Source organism: Vibrio bathopelagicus (genome assembly GCF_014879975.1).
Taxonomy (GTDB): domain Bacteria; phylum Pseudomonadota; class Gammaproteobacteria; order Enterobacterales; family Vibrionaceae; genus Vibrio; species Vibrio bathopelagicus.
The window spans coordinates 3,476,940-3,498,888 of the sequence record NZ_CP062500.1 but is presented as its reverse complement, the minus strand read 5'-3'; the positions used below and the strand labels follow the sequence as shown (position 1 = coordinate 3,498,888).

General features: G+C 44.4%; 24 protein-coding genes. 19 read left to right on the top strand and 5 right to left on the bottom strand.

The features are described 5' to 3' along the window. The first annotated feature begins 61 nt into the window (after positions 1-61). The 7 genes from rhtB (at position 62) to IHV80_RS15670 (ending at position 6,823) form a co-directional block, all read left to right on the top strand. Positions 62-679 carry a homoserine/homoserine lactone efflux protein gene (gene rhtB, locus IHV80_RS15700; protein ID WP_029223645.1) on the top strand — a complete coding sequence of 206 codons (618 nt, stop codon included), beginning with the start codon at positions 62-64 and terminating at the stop codon, positions 677-679. A 44-nt stretch (positions 680-723) separates the two neighbouring features. Further along, positions 724-1,944: an EAL and HDOD domain-containing protein gene (locus IHV80_RS15695; RefSeq protein WP_192889587.1), complete on the top strand. Its 1,221-nt coding sequence runs from the start codon at positions 724-726 to the stop codon at positions 1,942-1,944. Positions 1,945-2,042: 98 nt separating this feature from the next. Next, complete coding sequence (locus IHV80_RS15690) at positions 2,043-2,384, top strand: metalloregulator ArsR/SmtB family transcription factor (protein WP_102433891.1); 342 nt, start codon at positions 2,043-2,045, stop codon at positions 2,382-2,384. 158 nt (positions 2,385-2,542) lie between these two features. Beyond that, positions 2,543-3,544 carry an ArsJ-associated glyceraldehyde-3-phosphate dehydrogenase gene (locus IHV80_RS15685; protein WP_192889586.1) on the top strand — a complete coding sequence of 334 codons (1,002 nt, stop codon included), beginning with the start codon at positions 2,543-2,545 and terminating at the stop codon, positions 3,542-3,544. A gap of 173 nt (positions 3,545-3,717) precedes the next feature. Further along, positions 3,718-4,227, top strand: coding sequence for a cyclin-dependent kinase inhibitor 3 family protein (locus IHV80_RS15680; protein WP_192889585.1), 510 nt, complete (start codon positions 3,718-3,720; stop codon positions 4,225-4,227). Between the two features lie 207 nt (positions 4,228-4,434). Continuing rightward, positions 4,435-5,655, top strand: a complete 1,221-nt coding sequence (arsJ, locus tag IHV80_RS15675; protein ID WP_192889584.1) for an organoarsenical effux MFS transporter ArsJ — start codon at positions 4,435-4,437, stop codon at positions 5,653-5,655. Between the two features lie 154 nt (positions 5,656-5,809). Beyond that, a complete protein-coding gene (locus IHV80_RS15670) occupies positions 5,810-6,823 on the top strand; it encodes an acyltransferase (RefSeq protein ID WP_192889583.1) in 1,014 nt (337 codons plus the stop codon). 29 nt (positions 6,824-6,852) lie between these two features. On the opposite strand, the gene IHV80_RS15665 is transcribed toward IHV80_RS15670, so the two are convergent. Continuing rightward, positions 6,853-7,182, bottom strand: coding sequence for a DUF2500 domain-containing protein (locus IHV80_RS15665; protein ID WP_192889582.1), 330 nt, complete (start codon positions 7,180-7,182; stop codon positions 6,853-6,855). Positions 7,183-7,426: 244 nt separating this feature from the next. Between IHV80_RS15665 and IHV80_RS15660 the strand changes: the two genes are divergently transcribed. From IHV80_RS15660 to IHV80_RS15645, 4 genes are all read left to right on the top strand, one after another. After that, on the top strand, positions 7,427-7,801 hold the full coding sequence (locus IHV80_RS15660; RefSeq protein WP_102433886.1) for a DUF4145 domain-containing protein: 375 nt from the start codon (positions 7,427-7,429) through the stop codon (positions 7,799-7,801). A 926-nt stretch (positions 7,802-8,727) separates the two neighbouring features. Then, on the top strand, positions 8,728-9,348 hold the full coding sequence (locus IHV80_RS15655) for a lysoplasmalogenase (protein WP_192889581.1): 621 nt from the start codon (positions 8,728-8,730) through the stop codon (positions 9,346-9,348). A 90-nt stretch (positions 9,349-9,438) separates the two neighbouring features. After that, on the top strand, positions 9,439-9,675 hold the full coding sequence (locus tag IHV80_RS15650; RefSeq protein WP_192889580.1) for a YecH family metal-binding protein: 237 nt from the start codon (positions 9,439-9,441) through the stop codon (positions 9,673-9,675). Between the two features lie 208 nt (positions 9,676-9,883). After that, the gene (locus tag IHV80_RS15645) at positions 9,884-10,468 is read left to right on the top strand and encodes a YhgN family NAAT transporter (protein ID WP_029223649.1); all 585 of its coding nucleotides are present in this window, start codon (positions 9,884-9,886) and stop codon (positions 10,466-10,468) included. 143 nt (positions 10,469-10,611) lie between these two features. Here IHV80_RS15645 and IHV80_RS15640 read toward each other — a convergent pair whose 3' ends face one another. Together IHV80_RS15640 and rsmD are read right to left on the bottom strand one after the other, a co-directional pair. Beyond that, positions 10,612-10,878 (bottom strand): DUF1145 domain-containing protein, encoded by a 267-nt coding sequence (locus tag IHV80_RS15640; RefSeq protein WP_016784000.1) that lies wholly within the window; start codon positions 10,876-10,878, stop codon positions 10,612-10,614. Positions 10,879-10,888: 10 nt separating this feature from the next. Then, positions 10,889-11,491: a 16S rRNA (guanine(966)-N(2))-methyltransferase RsmD gene (gene rsmD, locus IHV80_RS15635; RefSeq protein ID WP_017104730.1), complete on the bottom strand. Its 603-nt coding sequence runs from the start codon at positions 11,489-11,491 to the stop codon at positions 10,889-10,891. Between the two features lie 230 nt (positions 11,492-11,721). Between rsmD and ftsY the strand changes: the two genes are divergently transcribed. From ftsY to glpG, 6 genes are all read left to right on the top strand, one after another. After that, positions 11,722-12,981, top strand: coding sequence for a signal recognition particle-docking protein FtsY (gene ftsY, locus IHV80_RS15630; protein ID WP_192889579.1), 1,260 nt, complete (start codon positions 11,722-11,724; stop codon positions 12,979-12,981). 77 nt (positions 12,982-13,058) lie between these two features. Further along, positions 13,059-13,736 (top strand): cell division ATP-binding protein FtsE, encoded by a 678-nt coding sequence (ftsE, locus tag IHV80_RS15625; protein WP_192889578.1) that lies wholly within the window; start codon positions 13,059-13,061, stop codon positions 13,734-13,736. Continuing rightward, positions 13,723-14,691: a permease-like cell division protein FtsX gene (gene ftsX / locus IHV80_RS15620; RefSeq protein ID WP_192889577.1), complete on the top strand. Its 969-nt coding sequence runs from the start codon at positions 13,723-13,725 to the stop codon at positions 14,689-14,691. The genes ftsE and ftsX overlap by 14 nt, the downstream gene beginning before the upstream one ends. 177 nt (positions 14,692-14,868) lie before the next feature. Beyond that, positions 14,869-15,726, top strand: a complete 858-nt coding sequence (gene rpoH, locus IHV80_RS15615) for an RNA polymerase sigma factor RpoH (protein WP_029223651.1) — start codon at positions 14,869-14,871, stop codon at positions 15,724-15,726. A gap of 416 nt (positions 15,727-16,142) precedes the next feature. Further along, the gene (glpE, locus tag IHV80_RS15610) at positions 16,143-16,463 is read left to right on the top strand and encodes a thiosulfate sulfurtransferase GlpE (protein WP_017104726.1); all 321 of its coding nucleotides are present in this window, start codon (positions 16,143-16,145) and stop codon (positions 16,461-16,463) included. Between the two features lie 41 nt (positions 16,464-16,504). Continuing rightward, positions 16,505-17,347 carry a rhomboid family intramembrane serine protease GlpG gene (gene glpG / locus IHV80_RS15605; RefSeq protein WP_192889576.1) on the top strand — a complete coding sequence of 281 codons (843 nt, stop codon included), beginning with the start codon at positions 16,505-16,507 and terminating at the stop codon, positions 17,345-17,347. A gap of 89 nt (positions 17,348-17,436) precedes the next feature. Here glpG and IHV80_RS15600 read toward each other — a convergent pair whose 3' ends face one another. After that, positions 17,437-17,844, bottom strand: coding sequence for a flagellar basal body-associated protein FliL (locus tag IHV80_RS15600; protein ID WP_192889575.1), 408 nt, complete (start codon positions 17,842-17,844; stop codon positions 17,437-17,439). A gap of 162 nt (positions 17,845-18,006) precedes the next feature. On the opposite strand from IHV80_RS15600, the gene IHV80_RS15595 reads away from it, so the two are divergent. Then, positions 18,007-18,546 (top strand): chorismate lyase, encoded by a 540-nt coding sequence (locus tag IHV80_RS15595; protein WP_192889574.1) that lies wholly within the window; start codon positions 18,007-18,009, stop codon positions 18,544-18,546. Then, on the top strand, positions 18,547-19,401 hold the full coding sequence (gene ubiA / locus IHV80_RS15590) for a 4-hydroxybenzoate octaprenyltransferase (RefSeq protein WP_192889573.1): 855 nt from the start codon (positions 18,547-18,549) through the stop codon (positions 19,399-19,401). 105 nt (positions 19,402-19,506) lie between these two features. Here ubiA and plsB read toward each other — a convergent pair whose 3' ends face one another. Beyond that, entirely contained in the window at positions 19,507-21,930 is a 2,424-nt protein-coding gene (gene plsB, locus IHV80_RS15585; protein WP_192889572.1) for a glycerol-3-phosphate 1-O-acyltransferase PlsB, read from the bottom strand. Positions 21,931-21,949 lie beyond the last annotated feature (19 nt).

The following is a 21,949-nucleotide window of genomic DNA, read 5'->3' as shown; positions in this document are numbered from 1 at the left end:
GCATGTGAGAGCGTTATCGCTACTAATGTTGTTAGATTAAAGAACTAGTAAGGAAATGCAAATGGATACTCATGTTTGGCTTGCTTATGTCGTCACGGCGATTTTGTTTAGTTTGGCTCCGGGCTCAGGTACCGTTAATTCAATCAGCAATGGGCTAAGTTATGGCACCAAGAAGTCACTCGCGTCGATCGCAGGCTTACAGCTCGGTCTTGCATTCCACATCATGCTGGTGGGTGCGGGTATTGGTGCGTTAGTCGCTCAATCCGCGTTGGCGTTCACTATCATCAAATGGGTCGGTGTGGCTTATCTTTTGTGGTTGGGTATTCAGAAGTGGCGTGATAATTCTAGCTTGGTGGCTTCAGAAGAGAGCACGACATTATCGAGCGGAAGATTGCTGAGAAATGCCGTGCTGATTAATCTAACCAACCCGAAATCTATCGTGTTTTTGGTGGCTCTGTTTCCTCAATTTATCGATCCGACACAGCCTCAGGCTCCACAGTTATTAGTGCTTGGTGTAACCACAGTATTCATTGATAGCGTGGTTATGTTGGGTTACACCTCATTAGCTTCACAAATGGGACGTTTTATTCGTTCTGATCGCGTAATGGGTAAGATAAATAAAATATTTGGTGGTATGTTCATGGGCTGCGGTGCTTTGCTGGCTGCCGCAAAAGCTTAGTTTAGGCAATAGAGTTATCGTTAAACCAATAGAGTTATCAATAAATGACCGCTACCTACGTTGCTAGACAGCCTATCTTAAATCGCAAGAAGAACACGCTTGGTTATGAGTTGTTGTTTCGTGATGGAGAAAGGAATGCCTATCCTGCGCATATTGAGTCTAATCGAGCAACGTATCGTCTGATTGTTGAGAACTTCTTATCGGTTGGGCTTAACCCCTCGATCCCATCTTCACGCTGCTTTATTAACTTCCCGTATCAAAGCCTGCTCCGTCGGTTGCCTTTGAGCTTGCCTAAAGACAAGGTCGTGGTTGAGATCCTTGAAACTTGCCAACCGACCGACGAGCTATTAGAAGCCGTTAAAGAACTTTACCAAGCGGGCTACATGATTGCCCTAGATGATTTTACTTCGACGCCAGAATGGGAACGTTTCCTAAAATACACGCATATTGTAAAGCTCGATATTATGCAAATGGGCTTGGATGAAGCGTGTGAGTTAGTCAGGGCTCACCAAGGGCAGAAGTTTAGCTTTCTTGCTGAGCGAGTCGAAACCGAGCAAGAATTCCAACAAGCCAAAGACGCGGGCTTTCGATTTTTTCAGGGTTACTTCTTCAGTAAGCCTGAGATAGTCAAAACCAAGTACATTAGCCCAGAGCAGGTAATTGCTATGGAGCTATTTCAAGAGGTGTGTAAAGCCAATGTCGATTTTCAACGAGTTGAAAATATCGTGGCCAAAGATGTGGCGTTGTCATACAAGCTTTTACGCTTCGTAAATTCCATGTCTCCGCGTCTTGAGGTGACAATTTCTTCTTTCCGTCAGGCCTTGGTTTATTTAGGGCAAGAAAAACTCAAAATGTTTGTTTCGTTGGCGGTGGCTTCTTATGTGTCAGATAAGAAACCGAAAGAGTTATACAGCTTATCGCTTCAGCGAGCCCAGTTCTGTCAGCGTATGTCTCGCTATCAGCCATTTTCAGGGCATGCTGAACAAGCCTTTATGATTGGCTTGTTTTCGTCGCTCGACGCTCTGTTAGATTTATCGCTAGAAAATCTTGTTGAACAACTCCCATTATCTAAAACCATCAAGGTCGCTTTGCTACGCAGAGAAGGACCATATGGGACGCTTTTAGCGCTTGAAGAGAGCTTTGAACATGCTGACTGGCAACAGATTGATAAGCACTGTGCTCATTTGGGACTGAATGTTGAGCAGGTCAAAACCGAGCTCACTGAAGCTCAGCGCTGGAGTCATAACGTAACCAATCAGCTCTGATTTCTCTTCGTCAAACTTTATGACAATTAAAACGCACGCCTTGACGTGCGTTTTTTTATAGCTAATATATACGCATATCCACATATGAGTATGTAGCTATGCTTCCTCACCAATTTTTTAAATTACTGTCTGATGAAACGCGAGTGCGTTGCTTAATGTTGATAGTGCGCAATGAGTGCTTATCTGTTGGTGAGCTCACTCAGGCATTGCAAGAAAGTCAGCCAAAGGTTTCTCGTCACCTAGCGCAGTTGCGCTCAAATGGCATTTTGACGGATGTTCGCCAAGGGCAGTGGGTTTTCTACCGCCTGTCACAAGATTTACCGGGTTGGATGCTAAAGTTAATCGATGATCTTATCGCATCGAACTGTTTGAAAACTGAATACCAACAAGATATTGAGCGTTTAGAAGCAATAACTTCACGCCCTCAATGTTGCGTTTAAATACATTAAAACTTATTGCCGAAATAGTTGGAGTTGCAGCTAGGCGACAAGTGAACTTATCCCTATGAGCATAGATGTCCTATGTGATTAGGGTAAGTGAACGCAGTCAACAACGCTGCGGCTTCAAATATGAAAGCAATTAACTGAGAGAACAGAAAATGACAGTCAAAGTAGGTATTAATGGTTTTGGCCGTATCGGCCGTCTAGCACTTCGCGCAGCATTCGATTGGGCTGAGCTAGAGTTTGTTCAAATTAACGATGTTGCTGGCGATACAGCGACATTGGCTCACCTTCTCGAGTTCGATTCAGTTCAAGGTCGTTGGAACCACGAAGTGTTTGTGGAAGGCGATGAGATGATCATCAACGGTCAACGCATCAAAACCACCAAAGAGCGCGACATCGATGCGATCGATTGGTCTGGTTGTGATGTGGTAATCGAAGCGACTGGTGTTCACCGTAAGACATCCTTCCTAAACAAATATCTTGAGCAAGGCGTGAAGCGCGTTGTGGTATCAGCGCCAGTGAAAGAAGAAGGCATTGCAAACATCGTTGTCGGTGTGAACGACAATATCTTCGACCCAGCTGTACACAAAATCGTAACCGCAGCGTCCTGTACAACTAACTGTCTCGCACCTGTGGTTAAAGTGATCAACGAGAAGTTAGGTATCGAAAACGCAGCCTTCACTACTATTCACGATCTAACCAACACGCAAACTATTCTTGATGCACCCCATAAAGACTTACGCCGCGCACGTGCATGTGGCATGAGCCTTATCCCGACAACAACGGGCAGCGCTAAAGCGATTGTTGAGATCTTCCCAGAGCTTGAAAACCGTATTAACGGCCACGCGGTTCGTGTACCACTAGCGAATGCTTCTCTGACCGATATCATCTTTGAAGTGAAGCAAGACACCACAGCAGAAGAAGTCAACGCGATGCTGAAAGAAGCGTCTGAGAACGAACTGAAAGGCATTCTTGGTTTTGAAGAGCGCCCATTGGTTTCTATCGATTACAAAGGCGACCAACGTTCAACCATCGTAGATGCACTATCAACCATGCTAGTCGGTAAGCGCATGGTTAAGATCTACGCTTGGTACGATAATGAAATGGGCTACGCAACGCGCACAGCTGAGTTAGCACGCACAGTCGGCCTCGCTTAATACTCTTCATACTTGAAGCTGCAAGAGTTGTTAACTGCGTAAGTTCACCGGAACGCCGGCTGCCCTAATCACATAGAACCCCTATGCTCATAGGGCTGAACTTACTGGTTGCCTAGCTGCAACTCCAATTATTTTGAGTATCGGTCTATATATAAAAGAATTTTAAGAGATTGATGACGATGACAAATTCTCAAGTACACCCAACATGGCAACTAGATTTAGAAACGGGTGCGTTAGTGCTTACTCCGTGCCCAGGCACTAAAAACGCTGACTTAGATGTATCTCTAGCGCAGCTTAAAGCGCAAGGCGTGGAAGCGGTTGTGACGGCTCTAGACAGTGAAGAACTAGCGAGCAAGAACGTTTCTAAGTTAGGCGAGAAAGCGCAAGCACTAGGTATGCAATGGTTCCAAATCGAAATTGAAGACGATTGTGCACCGGGTGCTGATTTTGCTGTGAAATGGCAGGCGGCTAGCCCAGCGCTACATCAAGTCGTGGATAACGGCGGTAAGGTAGCAATGCATTGCATGGGCGGTTCTGGCCGTACTGGCTTGCTGGCTGCACACCTGCTGTTAGAGAAGAGTTGGGATCTGAGCAAGATTGTTCAAGAAGTACAATCACTTCGTCCGGGCGCCTTCACTAAACCGATCCAGGTTGAGTATATCAATGGCGTAGCTTCTGCGTAGCTCTTCATACTTGAACCTGCAGCGTTGTTAACTGCGCAAGTTCACCCTAATCACATAGAACGCCTATGCTCATAGGGCTGAACTTGCTTGTTGCCTAGCTGCAACTCCAATTATTTTGAGTATAAGTTAAGTGGAAAGTAAGGAATGAGAGCTTTTGGACACCTATGATCTAAAAGCTCTTTTTGTTTAGATTGCAGAGATAGCGTTATGTTTTCAAATCTAAGTAAGAGCGTTCGCCAATACATGTTGGTGACTTTCAACTACTGGAATTTCACCATTACGGATGGTGCACTTCGTATGCTGGTGGTCCTGTATTTCTACGACCTTGGTTATAGTTCGTTAGAGATCGCCTCACTGTTCCTTTTCTATGAATTTTTTGGTGTGGTGACTAACCTAATCGGTGGTTGGTTAGGGGCTCGTCTTGGACTCAATAAGACCATGAACATCGGCTTAGGGATGCAGGTTGTCGCTTTGGGTATGCTAGCGGTACCAAGCGCAATGTTGACTATCCCTTGGGTCATGGCCGCGCAGGCGTTGTCTGGTATCGCTAAAGACCTCAATAAGATGAGTGCCAAGAGCTCAATCAAAACCTTGGTGCCGGATGAACAGCAAGGCGCACTTTATAAGTGGATTGCGATTCTAACCGGATCTAAGAATGCACTGAAAGGTGCTGGGTTCTTTATCGGTGGCTTACTGCTTTCGACGATTGGTTTCCAATACGCAGTGCTAGCGATGGCTGCCGTGCTGACATTGGTCTTCATTGGCAGTTTAGTGAGCTTGGAAGCGGACATGGGTAAAGCGAAAACCAAACCCAAGTTCAAACAGATTTTCTCTAAGTCTAAATCCATCAATATCTTGTCGGCAGCGCGTATGTTCCTATTTGGTGCTCGTGACGTGTGGTTTGTGATTGCTCTGCCGATTTATCTAGGCAGCGTGTTTGGTTGGGATCACTCATGGGTTGGTGGCTTCTTAGCGGCTTGGACCATCGCTTACGGCTTTGTACAGGGCATTGCACCTAAGATTACCGGTAAAGCGCAAGGCAAGGTACCTGATGGCCATGCAGCGCTATTGTGGGCGGGTGCATTGGCTATCGTGACCGCTGGTATTGCTTATGCGGTACAGATAGGTTGGCAACCCGAGCTGGTTATCGTCGGTGGTTTGATGGTATTTGGTGCCATATTTGCGGTGAACTCATCACTTCACTCATACCTGATTGTCAGTTATGCGAAGGGCGATGGTGTGTCGCTTGATGTCGGTTTTTACTACATGGCGAATGCGATGGGCCGCCTGATTGGCACTATTCTGTCGGGCTTGATATTTCAAATGGCCGGTTTGTCTGCGTGTTTGTGGGTATCGTTCGCGTTCCTAGCCATAACGACGGTGATCTCTTTGCGTTTACCTAAGGTGCCGCAAACGTCAGCTGCATGATCCTTATTCGCAAGAGCTAAAGTCGCATAATCTAAAGTCGAACGATCTTAATTCGCGATATGCTTCTCCTTTAACAATAAGCTGACTTGGTATTTATTCCGGTCAGCTTTTTTATTGCTATAGTAGAATGATTGAATATTAATCAGGCGTTTACATGAAGCAGCGAATTCTCTTTTTTGATTTAGCACGATGTGTCGCGGCCGTAGCGGTTATCGCGATTCATGTTTTGGCACCTTATCGCAACGAGCTAGGAACCATTCCTTTCGGTGAGTGGCTAACGGCGATCACCGTCAATGGTTTCAGTCGTTGGGCTGTGCCAGTGTTTATCTTGATTAGTGGTGCATTGATGCTGAGCGATCAGCGTCCGTTTGACGCCAAATATTATCTCAAGCGCCGCCTAGGTAAGGTACTGATACCTTTTATTGTGTGGTCGCTTTTCTATACCTACCTGTCTGGTTGGTCTGCGATGGGCTTTGATGCCGACGTGAGTTGGGAGGTGTTGCTCAATAGCTACCATCATTACACCTATTACCACCTTGGTTTCTTCTATTACTTTATCCCGCTCTACTTCGTGATTCCTTTCTTACAGATCATGGTCAGAAAGTATGGGGATAAGGCCGTTTATGGTTTCACTGCGGTCTGGTTATTTACGACTTTGCTGTTCTTACTCAGGATCGATGGCCCATGGAGTCATGAGTTGTGGCTTTACACTGGCTACTTGCCATTGGGTTATCTGTTGTACAAGAAGATACCACTTAACAAGTTAACCGTTGGTGTGAGTGTGGGGCTTGGCGCTCTGGCCTTGTTAACCACAGTCTACATGGTGGTTGATGCGAGCTTAATTGCCGAGGAGTACACCGTTGGTCGTTGGTTATCTTACAAAACGCTGAATACCGTATTAGCCGCGAGCATGGTGTTTATGCTGTGTCGTTACTACGGAGAAGGGTTATCTGAGAAAAGTAACCAAGTGGTTGGCTTTATCAGTAAACACAGCTTAGGTATCTATCTGCTGCACCCTATCTTCTTGTGGCCAATGAAAGAGTTTGGTTGGTACCAAGGACACCCGGCATGGGTGATTCCATTATGGATAGTGATCAGTGGTGCAGGGGCGTTATGGATGAGCTGGCTGGTTTCTAAATCAGAGAAAACGAGTTGGTTATTGCCTTAGTTCTGCTGAGGATGGTTGTATTGAAGTGATTAACGTTTCAATGCAAAGTGTAAGAACTTATCGCCCTGGTAGGTTAGAGTTCCTTTATCGCCAGGGTTAAGAGCATGAAAGTAATGGATACCGACTTGGAATTCTCGCTTCGGTCCAACAACACCACGTTGAACGTAAATCCAGTACTCTTGATCTTCTTGGCCAGGCTCTGCATCAGGAAGGTCGATCGACTGTTTGTCTAGTACAGTGACATTCACTTTCTTTTCTGGCGCGTTATCACCTTGCATGTGTTTTCGATAGAAACCAAGAAATACCCAAGCAGCAAGGCCAGCGAGTGCAAAGATGGCAAAAAAGAGTGAATTAGGCATAGAACCTCCATGTAGTCGTGATGGTTATTCTAGTCTTTCGGGCAATAGGGATATGTGTTTAAAGCCGCTATTCGTGAACTGCTGTAAGCTAAGCTGATTATTTTTCGGCTGATATCACATTTAATGGCAATATTGGGATAAAGCATTGTTATTTATTGTCTCTTTCTTAAGTAAATAGCAATGATTTTGTATAAAAATAGGGAAATGCTCGACTAGAATTATAGTGTGGAGTGGGAGGGCTAAGATGACCGATATTGAAAAAGTGGTGACAAGAACTCGCAATATTGAAAAATTATTGAGACTTCAATACCACGCTGAAGGCGAAGGATTGCACGAGCTTGTGACAAGCTGTGAAGAAAGGCTACCGCACGATATGGTAATCAAACTGCGTTATATCGCAACGTGTCGTAATAAGGTAGTGAATGAACATGACGCTCAACTGGAAGACCAGCATAAATTTATCATGATGTGTAACGACTGTGAGAAGGAACTGACTCCACGAAGCGGTCGTTTTATCTGGCGAGTTGCGATTTTACTGATGATGGCAATGACTTTAGCTGCAGCGGGTTTCTATTATGCGAACTGGGATGTGTTAACACTGCATCTGTTTTCGAAGTGAAAAAATTGAACAAAAAAAGGGACGCTCATGGCGTCCCTTTTTTTATCTGTAACTTGCTTAGTACATCATCGGTAGTGTCATAAGACCTACAACTACCGCGATCATTACAAGTCCTTGTCTTTGCGAAGATGAAATCATAACACTACTCCTAAATTTGGTTGTCTCTCGCTATGTTTTAAAGAATAGCCCACTTATAGGTTTAGATCAAGAATTACTTTCGAAAGCTCCAAAAGTAGCAGGAAACTATTAGTTTTTGGCTTGTTTGGCTCTGTTTAACTGTGTGTTTTGGTGTGTTCTTATTTTGTTCGTTGTGATTCATGTTTGTTCTTATTTGTTTTAAGTTGCTGTTTTATAATGGTTGTTATGTGTAATTTATATTGTTAAAGGTTGTTAAACTGTATTAATGGGGGTTGGTGGTGGTGAGGTTTGATTTGGTTTTGTTTCTGAGTTTTTAGCTCGGTTTTGGTGGCTATTTTGACACGAAGCTTGGGAAACTCTGACAATTCTAGGTATGAGGGAAACAAGTTGCTCACTTTACAAACCTAGAGTTATCTGGGGTTTTTATTTGCTAGTTAACTCTGATTTTTTGTTTTTAAGTATTTGTTTTTAAGGTTTTTTTTGTGGTCTGGTTTTTAACTTTTGGTTGTGGTTTTTGGCGGTATTTAGTGGTTTATTAGGATTTCAATGATCTAGAAGTATCTAAAATTAAAATCTGAGTCGTGTAATGCCGTTTTAAATGAGTTTCATGGCGAATCGCTCTAGTTTTAAACGAATCACCGCTATCTCCACGTAATTGTCATAGCTTTAACTGAAAGGGGCTCTTTTTAGTGGAAGCGTAATCAAGATCCAATTTTGAGGGGCTTAAGCTTTACATCAACACTCGTGTGCCTAGACTGGCGACGTTTTAAAGCAATAGGGCAATTGGTATGTGGAGTTGGTTAGCGGTTTCTTTATCTGGTATCGGAGCGATAGCAGGGACGAAACATGGACATATCGGTCAGGCCTTAGTGTATAAGGTGTTTACCTTTGTTTTGTTGGCGGTAGTGGCGGTAACTCAATCGCTCATTGCTGAATATACTTATTGGATTGTCGCTGGCTTAGCTATCTCGGCTGTGGCTGATGTTCTACATACGGTGACTCAAAAGCGACCGCTTCATTTTGTCTGTTTTTTATTGGCTCAACTCTGTTATAGCAAGGCATTTTGGCTACAGCTCTCAGGAGAGATGGTTTGGTGGTTGTTTGCGTTATTGTTGGCTGCCTGCGTTGTCGCTTTCTTCTTACTTCTTCCACGATTAGATAGATTGGTTTTTCCCGTGGTCATTATGGGCATTGTGCTTATCCAGCTGGCTTGGGCCTCTGGTGAGGTTTGGTTGCTTGAACCTCAGCTATCACATGCGGTTGGTTTTGCTGGCTGTAGCGTGCTGCTGCTTTCTGCACTGGCGTATGCTCTAAATTGTTATCGTAGTCCAATCAAGGGCGCTTATCTGTGGGTAACGGGCAGTTACTTCCTAGCTCATGCTCTTATCGTGGCATCTCTAACCATTTAGGATAGAGCACTCTCAACTCTGAGCTACATCAAGGCAGCGTTGCTGAAAATCGGTACTCTACGTTTGATTCATTAAACATGAGATAGAGCTATGACGACTGAAATTCACGCACACAACGTTTTAAACCTGCTTAGTGAGAAGCCACTGACTCGCGAAGAGCTAACACAAGAACTTGCTCAAATGTATGGTGCAGAAGCTCGTTTCCATACTTGTAAGCTAAATGGTTTAGATTTGGATGGCCTGCTTAAGTTTTTCCTGAAGATGGAAAAGGTTGTGGTTGTCGATGATAAGCTTTGCACCAATCGCGAACGTGTGTGTAATCACTAATTCTCAGTGACTTGGTTTTTAGAGCCTTTTGGCTTTTATAGATAAGAGGAGTGGATACGATGTTTCGCTTCACTCCTTAAATTATCTGTTCTATTTGCTCTCGTTAAATTCCTTTCTAATAGCATAAGTTAACTCGTTTATTACTGCGTTCGAAAATCAATGTTGAGGCTGCTATACTCCGCGCACTTACGCTTTTCGAGACAAACTTATGGAAATTTTATCTGCAGCAACCATGCTGTTTCTTATTATGGACCCGCTTGGCAACCTGCCAATCGTGCTCTCAATCCTTAAGCATATTGATCCTAAGCGTCGTCGTATTGTTCTCGTTCGTGAGCTGATGTTTGCACTGGTTATCCTGTTGCTGTTCTTGTTTGCTGGCCAAAGCATCATGAACTTCTTGCACGTTCAGCCTGAAACTTTGAGTATTTCTGGCGGTATCATTCTCTTTATTATTGCGATTAAGATGATTTTCCCAAGTGCAGGCAGCATCACAGGCCTAGCCGCGGGTGAAGAGCCGTTTATCGTACCTATGGCCATTCCAATGATTGCGGGACCATCGGTTATCGCTGCGCTGATTCTTTTGGCAACTCAAAACCCAGACCAAATGTTTGAGTTGTCTCTGTCGGTTTTACTGGCATGGGGCGTAACCTTCTTCATTCTTATGTTTAATGGTTTCTTCCTGCGTATTCTTGGTGAGAGAGGCTTGAAAGCCATAGAGCGTCTCATGGGCTTACTGTTGGTTATGTTGTCGACTCAAATGTTCCTAGATGGTGTGAAAAGCTATATGTCTTAGCATTTTCTTATCGTTCTATTTCTTCTCGAACAATAAAAAACGCCGCTCAAATGAGCGGCGTTTTTGTATTTATCTTTCTCGTAACTAGGCTTTCTGCATCGAGTACTGTGTACTGAAATTTGTATATCTAGGCTCTAGCTCAATTACATCATGTGCTTGCGTCGGATATCGAGGAGGGCAAAGACTCCGAAAATCAATATTGACCACTTCTCCCAACGTGACATTTCGATCTTATCGCCGAAAGCACCGATAAAGATCAGCATCTGCAGGCCGTGCATGAAGAACAAGAATGCTGTCATGATATAAAGCGCGATCGCAGCATTACCCGGGAATGGGTAGAAAATATTTACGATTAAGATAAACCAAACAAAGGCGATGGCTGCTTTTGCTAGTGGAAGTAAGAACTTCATTCAATAACTCCTATTCTTCAGTGGTTCGATTAAACAGACGGTAGCTCGACTGCCCCGTGGTCTTATCGCGATGCAACTCCCAGTTCTCTGGCATTGCTTCGAGTTGTAATTCTTTTTCTGTCTCAACGTAAATGATGGCATTGTCGGCAAGCCAGCCATTGCTCTCAAGAAGCTCTACAGTTTCAGCTAATAAGCCTTTACGAAATGGAGGATCAAGAAAGACCATATCGTAAGGAGTCCCCGGTTTTTTGAGGAAAGAGATCGCATCGGTGTTCACCACGTTGATGTTGTCTGCTTTGAGCTCTTTTGCATTATCAGCAAGCTGCTTGGCGGCTTTCTGGTTCATTTCTAGTAGCGTCACTAATTTTGCTTGGCGAGAAGCCGCTTCAAAACCTAGACCACCAGAACCAGCAAATACATCCAAGCAGGTCGAGTGTGGGATATCTTGTGCTACCCAGTTAAAGAGAGTCTCTTTTACTCGATCAATGGTCGGGCGTAAGCCTTCTAAGTCATGAACGGGCAGTTTTCTACCTCTCCATGAGCCACTAATAATTCGAACAAAGCCTCCGGATGGCTTTTTTTGTGATGTGTTTTGCTGGCGACGTCTTACCATAGATTTTTTGACCGCTAATAAAGTGATACTATACCGAGCCCAATTTAGTTGGGTTCGGGTATTAAATAAATTTGCAATGACAAAGTGTATCAAGCTAAAAGCAAACTTATCACTGCTTTGTCATTTTTCTTTACTATTCGTTTGTACAAGCTTGTATTGTATAACAATAGCAAAGAGTCGACGTGCATTAAGTCAATGCAGTTAATTAGTAGATCTAGGAAACTCCTCTGATGACGGAAAAAAAGAAGCGCGGATTATTATCGTGGCTTGGTTTTGGTGAAGAAGAACAAAGCCCAAAAACTCAGAATGAAGCGAACGTAGAAAACGTTGAAGAGCAAACTGAAGTTGAATCACAAGTCGAGGCTGAAGCTGAAGTAGCTAAGCCAACTGAAACTCAGTCAGTTGAATCTGAGCTTGCTGAATCAGATCAAGCGCTTGAAGAGACTCAAGAAGAGCAGCAGCCTGTCCTAGCAGAAGCAGAAGCAGAAGCAGAAGCAGAAGCAGAAGCAGAAGCAGAAGCAGTTGTTGTTTCTCAAGCTAAGATTGAAGAAGTTCAAGAAAAGCCAACAGAAAGCTTTTTTGCGCGTCTTAAGCGCAGCCTAAGCCGTACTAAAGCGAATATCGGTGCTGGCTTCTTTGGTTTGTTCAAAGGTAAACAAATCGATGATGATCTGTTTGAAGAGTTAGAAGAGCAACTTCTGATCGCTGACGTGGGTATGAATACCACCGTTAAGATCATTGAAAACCTGACAGAAAAAGCATCTCGCAATGACCTAAAAGATGGTGAAGCTCTATATGGTCTGCTCAAAGAAGAGATGGCAGAAATCCTAAGCCAAGTTGAACAGCCTCTTGTGGTTGATACAACGAAAACGCCTTACGTTATTTTGATGGTGGGTGTGAACGGTGTGGGTAAGACGACCACTATCGGTAAGCTGGCGAAACAATTCCAAGGCGAAGGCAAAAAAGTGATGTTGGCGGCAGGTGATACCTTCCGTGCGGCAGCTGTAGAGCAACTTCAAGTTTGGGGGCAACGTAATGACGTTCCTGTGATTGCTCAACACACTGGCGCAGACAGTGCTTCTGTTATCTACGATGCCATTGAAGCCGCTAAAGCGCGCGGTGTTGATGTCGTGATTGCTGATACTGCGGGTCGTTTGCAGAACAAGAGCAACTTGATGGAAGAGCTACGCAAGATTGTTCGTGTAATGAAGAAGATTGACGACTCTGCACCGCACGAAATCATGCTTACGCTAGATGCAGGCACTGGTCAGAATGCGATCAGCCAAGCGAAACTATTCAGTGAAGTAGCGCCGGTAACGGGTATTACGCTAACTAAACTAGATGGTACGGCGAAAGGTGGTGTGATTTTCTCAATTGCTGACCAGTTCCAGATTCCAATTCGTTACATTGGTGTGGGTGAAGGCATTGATGATTTACGTCCATTTGAGTCAAAAGACTTTATTGAAGCACTATTTAGTCGTGAAGAGTAACTCGTGTAGTAAAGTGGTTTATCCTTAACCTGCTACCGTTTTAAGTTTGATATGAGTGATCGTAAGAGGAATTTTCGGTGATCAAATTTCAGCAAGTGAGTAAAGCCTACCGAGGCGGACGCCAGGCGCTCCAAAAAGTGGACTTTCATCTCAAACGTGGAGAGATGGCATTTTTAGGCGGGCACTCCGGTGCTGGTAAAAGTACCTTGCTGAAGTTGATTTGCGCCATTGAGCGCCCAACTGATGGCCGCGTTTGGTTTAACGACCACGATATCACTCGTATACCAACCAAAGACATTCCCTTTTTACGCCGTAATATTGGGATTGTCTTTCAAGACCATCGTCTGCTGATGGATCGCTCTATCTTTGATAACGTCGCACTGCCTATGCGCATTGAATCTATTTCTGAAAATGAAATAAAGCGCCGAGTCAGTGCTGCGTTGGATAAAACCGACTTATTAGATAAAGCACGTTGTTTGCCAAGCCAGCTTTCTGGTGGTGAGCAGCAACGCGTGGGTATCGCTCGCGCTGTGGTTAACCGTCCAACTCTGCTTTTAGCGGATGAACCAACTGGTAACCTAGACCCTGAATTGTCGAATCGTGTCCTGCGCTTGTTTGAAGAGTTTAACCGCGCGGGTGTAACGATCATCCTAGCGACGCACGATATCGGGTTAGTGAACACTCGCCCCCAATACCGTCATCTTGAATTAAACCAAGGCTTTTTGAGTGAGGTTGAAGATTATGGCCGCGAATAAGCGCATCAAGAAACCTCAATCTAACCGAGCCGCGAGCCGCGCTGCCAGTGACGGCTTTTTTGTTGTTCATTGGAAACAAGCCAAATCGTCTTTCTCGCAAATGTGGCAGCGTCCACTCGGTAATTTACTGACGTTGGCTGTTATCTCAATGGCCTTGGCGATGCCTGCTTGTTTGTACCTATTAGGTAAAAACGTTGGAGAAGTGGCGAAAGACGTCACCAGTCCGTCACAAATCAGTGCTTATGTAGAGGATGGAATTCCTGAACCTCGAGTGATAGTGCTGAAAGATGAAATAGAAGGTTGGGATCAAGTCGAGTTGGTTGAATACATTTCACCACAGCAAGGCCTTGCTGATTTGAGTAAGTATTCTGGTTTTGATGACGCACTGACGATTTTAGATGATTACTCGTTGCCTGGTGTGTTGGTGATTACGCCAAGTGTACACAACGACACGCAAATCAAAGAATTGGCGAGCAAGGTTAAGAAGCAAGATCTCGTGACCGATGTTCGTTTAGACGAAGATTGGCTTGCAAGGCTGGATGCGATCAAAGCACTGGCGGCTGTCATCGTGATTACATTAACCGTGCTTATGCTGGGCGCTGTGTTTTTGATTATTGGCAATACATTACGATTTAATGTGTTGGCGCATAAAGAAGAGATTCAAACCATGAAGCTGATAGGTGCCACCGATAGCTTCATCCTACGGCCATACCTATATTCTGGAATGTGGTTTGGCGTGTTGGGCGCGATTTGCGCTTGGGTAATGACGGCATTGATTACTGTTTTACTTAACAGTGCGGTTGATGATTTAGCTCAGCTTTACGATAGTCACTTTAGACTGATTGGCTTAAGTTGGGATGAATCGTTACTGCTTTTGATCGTTGGAACCCTATTAGGCAGTGTAGCTGCGAAGCTTTCCGCACAGCGCCACCTAAAAGAAATTGAACCTGTTTAGTTGAATAGAGTCATATTTAGACGATAAATAGGCACTTTTTAATCAGTTTTTACCTTGTATAGACGAATTGATTATGCATAATTACTTCCCCCTTCTTGAATCCTGTTCATTTTAGGTTCAAGATTGTCGGGTTTTAATAGATATATTACTCCAGATCAGAGATTGATGAGGAACCGAATGGCAAACCAATCGTATCAAATGGCTTTAGTCACACAAGATAGTTTAGATAGCTATATCCGATCAGCGAACAGCTACCCAATGTTGACGCCTGAAGAGGAACGTGGACTTGCAGAGCGATTACATTACAAAGGTGAGATCGATGCTGCGAAAGGTTTGATCCTTTCACACCTAAGATTCGTGGTGCACGTTGCAAGAGGCTACTCTGGCTACGGGCTGCCAATGGCTGATCTCGTCCAAGAAGGTAACATCGGCCTAATGAAGGCGGTGAAGCGCTTCAACCCTGAAGTGGGTGTTCGACTGGTTTCTTTTGCTGTTCACTGGATCAAAGCTGAGATTCACGAATATGTACTGCGTAACTGGCGTATCGTTAAGATTGCGACAACCAAAGCACAGCGCAAACTGTTCTTTAATCTGCGTAAATCTAAGAAGCGTTTAGGCTGGTTCAATAATGGTGAAGTTGAGACTGTTGCGCGTGAACTGGGCGTTGAGCCTTCAGAAGTTCGTGAAATGGAATCTCGCTTAGCGGCACAAGATGCGACCTTTGAAGCTCCGATGGATGACGACGAAGGCGGTTCTGCTTACACGGCTCCGGTTTACTACCTAGAAGACAAAGCGTCAGACGTTGCTGAAACGGTTGAAGCGGCTAACTGGGAATCTCATACCAATAATCGCTTAGGGCTCGCATTGAAGAGCTTAGACGAACGCAGCCAGCACATTGTGCGCTCACGTTGGTTGGATGATAACAAGTCGACCCTGCAAGACTTAGCGGATACCTACAGCATCTCAGCTGAGCGTGTACGTCAGTTAGAGAAGAATGCCATGAAGAAGTTGAAACAAGCCGTTGGCGACTTCTAAGCACTAAACTAACAGCACCATAAAAAGTTAGAATTTGAAAAGGCCGAGATCGAGAGATCTCGGCCTTTTTGTTTTGGATCGAATTCTCAACTTTTGCGATCGATATTTGCATTGTGATTTTGTGGATAACTCTGTGAGAAGTTTATTCGTCAGCTGTCTAAAAGCAGGGTGTAGTAAGGCTTTGGAAGGGTTTTAGGTGTGGGGATATGTTTTAAGTAACCCACAGCTAGATCAGGATCATTACTATATGTTGTGGATCCATTTTTCAAAAACCACTTTATTCACGCAATTCACAGGTTTATCCACAATCGGTGTAAAAGTGATCGCTGGTGGATAACCTTATTAAGTGGATGTGATTGTTAGCCTTGGGATAGGTTACAATGGCAGCAAAGTAAATCTGCATAAAAGAGAAAGTCATGGACCAGTTTAAACATATCGATGTTAAAGGTGCTCAAGCCCTTATAGAGCAAGGTGAAGCTCGACTTGTCGATATCCGCGATCCGCAGTCTTTTGCGGTCGCTCACTCAAAAACCGCTTATCACCTAACGAACGATACGATGGTGTCGTTCATGGATGAAGTTGAGTTTGAACAGCCTATTTTGGTGATGTGCTATCACGGCATTAGTAGCCAAGGCGCAGCACAATATTTAGTGAACCAAGGCTTCGAAGAGGTATATAGTGTTGATGGTGGGTTTGAAGCCTGGCATCGCGCAGAACTTCCAGTGAACGCTGGTTAGTTGCGTCAAACGTTTCTCAGTAGAATGAATAGGAAGTGATAATGATTAGACTGATGGTGTTAGATAACCCGCGTCTTGCTCAAGCATTTATTGATTACATGGCTTCTCGCCAGATCCCTATTCAAATGTCTCCTGAAGGTGAGGGGCGTTTTGCTCTTTGGCTGACGGATGGTCAGTATCAGGTCGAGACGGAATCAGAGCTCAATCGTTTCCTGTCTGAGCCAAACCATAAACGCTACCAAGCAGCGTCTTGGGATATGGCAGAAACCAGAAATAGCAATTTTCATTATCACACTCCGAGTTTCATGGGCATGATAAAAGCAAAAGCTGGCCCAGTGACGCTCAGCATCATGCTGGTATGTGTCGTTATTTTTGCTCTGCAGCAGATAGGTTTTGGTCAGGCTATTTTTAACGCCTTACATTTTCCTGCGGTTGATGGACAACAATGGCAGCTTTGGCGCTGGTTAAGTCACGCTGTTTTGCATTTCTCTGTTATGCACATCGCATTCAATATCTTGTGGTGGTGGCAACTGGGCGGAGATATAGAGAAAAAGTTAGGCGGCCTCAAACTGCTTCAGATCTTTGCTGTGTCTTCTGCACTTTCAGGTGCTGGACAATACTGGGTTGAGGGAGCGAACTTTGGTGGTCTTTCTGGCGTGGTGTATGCGTTGGTCGGTTACTTGTGGGTAGTGGGTGCTAAAGCACCTCAGCTTGGCTTAGGTATCCCAAGACAAATCGTGGGCTTTATGTTGGTGTGGTTAGTCTTGGGTTATATGCAGCCGTTCATGGCCATCGCCAATACTGCGCATCTAGCTGGTTTAGCGGCTGGTGTGGTAATTGGTTTGATTGATGCAATGAAAGCGCCTAACTCAGCAAGAAGCTAAATGATGCTCTCTCGTTGGTAGAGAAACGATAAAAACAAAAAAAGCGGCTACTGGCCGCTTTTTTATTGGGAATCTATTGGCAATGACTGTTACTGGTAGAGGTATTTAGTAAACAGTAAGTCAGCAATGATCGTTTTGCCTGTTTCCGGAAGCAGAATCTTGTTGAGGTGCTCAACTAGGTTTTTTCTTAAATCTTCACGCCCAGACAGTGATTTAATGGTTTCTTCGTTTTGTTTGCCAAGTAATTCAATCACCGCATCACGAATCAAAGGTTGGTGATGCTCAATGGCCGCTAGGTCATCACTGTTTGCTACCATGATGTCGAGACGTACCTGAATATAGCCAAGATTTTTACCTTTAGTGTAAAAATTGGTAGTGAGGTCTGGCTCTAGTGTGAAGTAGGCGAGTTTAGGTCCAGACTCTTCCTCTGCAAAACTTGATGCTGAAAAAAGAAGGCTAATCGCAAGAAATATTTGGGCTACATAACGTTTGTGCATATTTGTGACTTTTCTTTAGTTTATTCGCGATATTCGAAACGCGTTTGTCTTGTTACAATGAGCGGTCTAAATCTAAATACGTTTACAATTCGAAGAACGCTTTAATTTTGTTCGAAAGTTGAAGCTTTATTGTACGTGTAAAGTCACCTATTGAATACTAGTATGAATCAGCCAATATCGCTGTATCTTAATTCGTTAATGAATGTAGATTGGCAAAGTACAGAAACATTTGATTTTCCTAATGAAACCACCAAAGAGTGGCTGATGGAGCAAGGTTCTCTTTCCCGAAAGTTAGGGGAGTGCTGTCAGCATTTATCTGTTGAGTTGCTTCATAACCAAGTTGTCGAGCGCTCAATGCTCCAACCTGACGAGGAACATCTTTTATCATCGTTTGATTGCTTGCTGCGTAAAGTGATTTTAAAGGGTGATGATACCCCGTGGGTGTTAGGTCGTACCTTAATTCCCAGAGTCACGCTAGACGATCAGCATTCTGACCTCTCTCAACAAGGTAATGTCCCGCTTGGTTTAACGGTTTTCAGTGCTGAGAACGTGAAGCGAGATGCGTTGCAAGTCGGTTGGGTTATTGCAGGCGATGAACGATTGCTCGCACGTCGCTCTCGATTATGGATGAACCATAAGCCAATGCTTGTGGCAGAGTTGTTTTTACCTACAGCCCCAATTTACTCTAAGGAGAATGTGTAAATGCTGGCCACCAAAGCGAAGGCGTATTGGCAGTTAACGCGAATGAATCGCCCAATTGGTACCTTATTACTCCTTTGGCCGACCTTATGGTCTTTGATTATTGCTGCGCAAGGCATACCAGACTTTGATGTCTTAGTTGTTTTCGTACTCGGCGTCGTGCTGATGCGTTCGGCGGGCTGTGTGATCAATGATTTTGCCGATCGCAAAGTCGATGGTCATGTAAAACGTACCAAGCAGCGTCCATTACCTTCTGGTTTAGTTTCCAGTAAAGAAGCGATATTACTCTTCTTAGTATTAGCGGTGGTTTCATTCCTGTTGGTGTTAACCATGAACCCGCTGACGATTAAGCTTTCTGTTATCGGTGTTGGCTTAGCCTTTATCTATCCTTTCATGAAGCGTTTTACGCATCTTCCACAACTGTTTCTTGGGTTAGCTTTTAGTTGGGCGATTCCAATGGCATGGGCTGCTCAAACCAATGAACTGCCAAGTGTTGTGTGGTTTATTTTCGTGGTTAATGCGCTTTGGACGATAGCCTACGACACGCAATATGCGATGGTTGACCGAGATGATGACCTGAAAATTGGTATCAAATCGACAGCTATTTTATTTGGCCGCTTCGACAAGCTTATCGTTGGCTTCTTACAATTGGTGACACTGGCGATGCTGATTGCGCTAGGCATGCATTACCAGTTGGGTGATACCTTCTATTGGGCATTGTTGGTGGCAGGCAGCTTGTTTGTGTATCAACAACATTTAATGCGTCATCGTGACCGAGACTTATGTTTCCAAGCTTTCCTAAACAACAACTACGTTGGAATGGCAGTGACAGCAGGCTTATTCATTACCTTCTGGTAAGTTTGGGTCATTGGAACTGCTCCAAATAAAAAAGGCACCTATTGGGTGCCTTTTTCGATCGTGTTCAATCAAACCTCGAACAGAGATTCATGGTATGCACAGAGATTACTCTGCTTGGTGAATACTCTCTTGAATAGTCAGACGTACTTCTGGGTAAAGCATCGAGTAAAGAAGCTTAGCGAATTGCTGAGTCTTTTCTAAATCACAGTTACCATCGTTATCAAGGTATTGCTGCTGTTTCAGTGTTGCAAACATCGATGCGAATACTCCTTTGTCGAAGAACTCTGGAGCATTGATACCATGCAAACGCCCCAGTCGTTGCGCGATATCTTGGCTCTTCTGTTCAAGATCGGATTTATCAAGATCAGGGTTCTCTGCCAACAGATTCAACGCAATTGAGTAACGCTGTAAAGTCTCTGAAATCGTGCGACCTAACAGCATCAGTGCTTGGCTGTTTGATTGATTGATCGTTACTTCACCGTCAGAAACGACAATCATGCCTTGGCTGACTAGTTCATTAATGATGTTCGCAACCACGTCTTCCAGCTGATCTTCGTCATAGCTTAAGAACAGTTCCTTCTTCAAGAACGGGTAGATCGCCGCGACATTCTTCTGAATCGTCGCAATTGATATGCCACGTTGGCGAATTGTCATCTGAGCAATCAGTGATGGTAGTGCAAACAGGTGGATGATGTTATTGCGGTAGTAAGTCATCAGAATAGATTGGTGACGATCAAGTGAAATGATGTCGCCCATCGTGTCTGATTCAATCAAGAACTTGTTCAATGACTCTGCGTGTTTTACTAAATCTTCAGCGCTGTCTTTAGGTACAGTGAATGTATCCGAGTAAGGTACGTTCTTAAGTAGAGACAGGTAGCAGTTGATTTGAGAAACCAAAGAATCACGAGACAATGCACGCTGTCGAGAAGCGAGTAGCGCGGTAGCACACAGTGTCAGTGCATTAGTCGCTGCTGCATCGTTAATGTGCGTCATCATCTTAGTCGCCAGCTCGTTAACCACAGGGTTCATCCATTGTGGTTTGCTGGTACCCATTGGATCGATGTCTTTAGTCCACTCTGGCGCGTGCTCGTTCAGATATTGGTTAAGTTGGATTGGCTCACCGAAGTTCACATAACCTTTACCAAAGTTGCGCAGCTTACGCAGAGTACGAATCACAAGGCTCGCATTCTCTTTCTCTTTGCGCTTACCACGAAGCTCTTTGGCGTAAGTAGCCACTTCCATTACGTGTTCATAACCGATGTACACAGGAACTAAAGTAACAGGGCGGTTCATGCCGCGCAGCATTGCTTGAATGGTCATCGCTAGCATGCCCGTTTTCGCTTGCAGTAGACGACCTGTACGAGAACGGCCACCTTCACTGAAGTACTCTACTGAGTAACCTTTAGCGAACAATTCCGCTAGGTATTCACGGAAAATAGTCGAGTAAAGCTTGTTGCCTTTGAAGCTACGGCGAATAAAGAACGCACCGCCGTGACGGAAAATAGGACCGGCAGGGAAGAAGTTGAGGTTGATACCCGCAGCGATGTGCGGAGGCACCATGCCTTCATGATACAGCACATAAGAAAGCAGTAAGTAATCCATGTGGCTACGGTGACAAGGCACGTAAACAATTTCGTGGCCGTCTTGAGCTAGCTTACGAACCGTTGAAGCGTTGCTAATATGCAGACCTTGGTACAACTTGTTCCACAGCCAACCAAGAATCTTCTCACCGCGTTTAATTAACGAGTAAGAGAAGTTGGCTGCGATCTCATCCATGATGTCTTGAGCTTCTTTGCTCGCTTTCTCTATGGAAATATTTTTTGCTTCAGCTTCGTCTTCTATCGCCTTCTTGATTGCTTCTGATTTTAACAGGCGGTCGAACAGTGCTTGGCGGCTTGGCAGGTTAGGACCTGATGCTGCAAGTTTTTGACGTGAGAAGTGAATGCGTGCCACGCGAGCAAGCTTGTGCGCGATAGTGCTATCAGTACCGTGTGAATTGGCCATGTAGCGTAGAGATACAACCGGGCTAAAGCGAACCAGACAGTCACGACCAGCCAGTAATACGGCTTTTGATTTTTCTAAGCCGTTCATTGCTTGTAGGTAAGGTTTCTGGTTATTCTCTTTACCTGGTTTACGTCCCCACAAGACGGTTGCTGGGATAACTTGAACATCAAGCTCTGAGTCTTCAGCATGCAGTGAAAGCAGCTCTGAGAAAACTTCAATTGAAGAGCTTGGAACATAGTCATCATCTTGCAGCAGTGTTTTGCGTGAAGAGATGAACACGAAGCGTTGCAGTGATTTGCCGTTTATTTCAAGCTTGCTAAAAGGATCGGGTAAGCCCAATTCCAGCGCATGCTTTTGCAGCGTAAGTAGGTCGACACTTGAGCGAAATGGTAAGGCGTATACAATCGGTTTGCCTAAATCAATGTTCAAATCCTCAACCGGATTCGAAGGTATTGATGTGCCCTTTACCAAAACGGATAAAGGTAGCTTCATTAATGAACGTGAAAAAGATTGTCCAGAAGACATATAGGTTCACTGCCTCAAT

Excerpts from the sequence above, each read along its gene's own strand:
- rhtB (WP_029223645.1), top strand. The coding sequence starts at position 62 with ATGGATACTCATGTTTGGCTTGCTTATGTCGTCACGGCGATTTTGTTT.
- IHV80_RS15695 (WP_192889587.1), top strand. The coding sequence starts at position 724 with ATGACCGCTACCTACGTTGCTAGACAGCCTATCTTAAATCGCAAGAAG.
- IHV80_RS15690 (WP_102433891.1), top strand. The coding sequence starts at position 2,043 with ATGCTTCCTCACCAATTTTTTAAATTACTGTCTGATGAAACGCGAGTG.
- IHV80_RS15685 (WP_192889586.1), top strand. The coding sequence starts at position 2,543 with ATGACAGTCAAAGTAGGTATTAATGGTTTTGGCCGTATCGGCCGTCTA.
- IHV80_RS15680 (WP_192889585.1), top strand. The coding sequence starts at position 3,718 with ATGACGATGACAAATTCTCAAGTACACCCAACATGGCAACTAGATTTA.
- arsJ (WP_192889584.1), top strand. The coding sequence starts at position 4,435 with ATGTTTTCAAATCTAAGTAAGAGCGTTCGCCAATACATGTTGGTGACT.
- IHV80_RS15670 (WP_192889583.1), top strand. The coding sequence starts at position 5,810 with ATGAAGCAGCGAATTCTCTTTTTTGATTTAGCACGATGTGTCGCGGCC.
- IHV80_RS15665 (WP_192889582.1), bottom strand. The coding sequence starts at position 7,182 with ATGCCTAATTCACTCTTTTTTGCCATCTTTGCACTCGCTGGCCTTGCT.
- IHV80_RS15660 (WP_102433886.1), top strand. The coding sequence starts at position 7,427 with ATGACCGATATTGAAAAAGTGGTGACAAGAACTCGCAATATTGAAAAA.
- IHV80_RS15655 (WP_192889581.1), top strand. The coding sequence starts at position 8,728 with ATGTGGAGTTGGTTAGCGGTTTCTTTATCTGGTATCGGAGCGATAGCA.
- IHV80_RS15650 (WP_192889580.1), top strand. The coding sequence starts at position 9,439 with ATGACGACTGAAATTCACGCACACAACGTTTTAAACCTGCTTAGTGAG.
- IHV80_RS15645 (WP_029223649.1), top strand. The coding sequence starts at position 9,884 with ATGGAAATTTTATCTGCAGCAACCATGCTGTTTCTTATTATGGACCCG.
- IHV80_RS15640 (WP_016784000.1), bottom strand. The coding sequence starts at position 10,878 with ATGAAGTTCTTACTTCCACTAGCAAAAGCAGCCATCGCCTTTGTTTGG.
- rsmD (WP_017104730.1), bottom strand. The coding sequence starts at position 11,491 with ATGGTAAGACGTCGCCAGCAAAACACATCACAAAAAAAGCCATCCGGA.
- ftsY (WP_192889579.1), top strand. The coding sequence starts at position 11,722 with ATGACGGAAAAAAAGAAGCGCGGATTATTATCGTGGCTTGGTTTTGGT.
- ftsX (WP_192889577.1), top strand. The coding sequence starts at position 13,723 with ATGGCCGCGAATAAGCGCATCAAGAAACCTCAATCTAACCGAGCCGCG.
- rpoH (WP_029223651.1), top strand. The coding sequence starts at position 14,869 with ATGGCAAACCAATCGTATCAAATGGCTTTAGTCACACAAGATAGTTTA.
- glpE (WP_017104726.1), top strand. The coding sequence starts at position 16,143 with ATGGACCAGTTTAAACATATCGATGTTAAAGGTGCTCAAGCCCTTATA.
- glpG (WP_192889576.1), top strand. The coding sequence starts at position 16,505 with ATGATTAGACTGATGGTGTTAGATAACCCGCGTCTTGCTCAAGCATTT.
- IHV80_RS15600 (WP_192889575.1), bottom strand. The coding sequence starts at position 17,844 with ATGCACAAACGTTATGTAGCCCAAATATTTCTTGCGATTAGCCTTCTT.
- IHV80_RS15595 (WP_192889574.1), top strand. The coding sequence starts at position 18,007 with ATGAATCAGCCAATATCGCTGTATCTTAATTCGTTAATGAATGTAGAT.
- ubiA (WP_192889573.1), top strand. The coding sequence starts at position 18,547 with ATGCTGGCCACCAAAGCGAAGGCGTATTGGCAGTTAACGCGAATGAAT.
- plsB (WP_192889572.1), bottom strand. The coding sequence starts at position 21,930 with ATGTCTTCTGGACAATCTTTTTCACGTTCATTAATGAAGCTACCTTTA.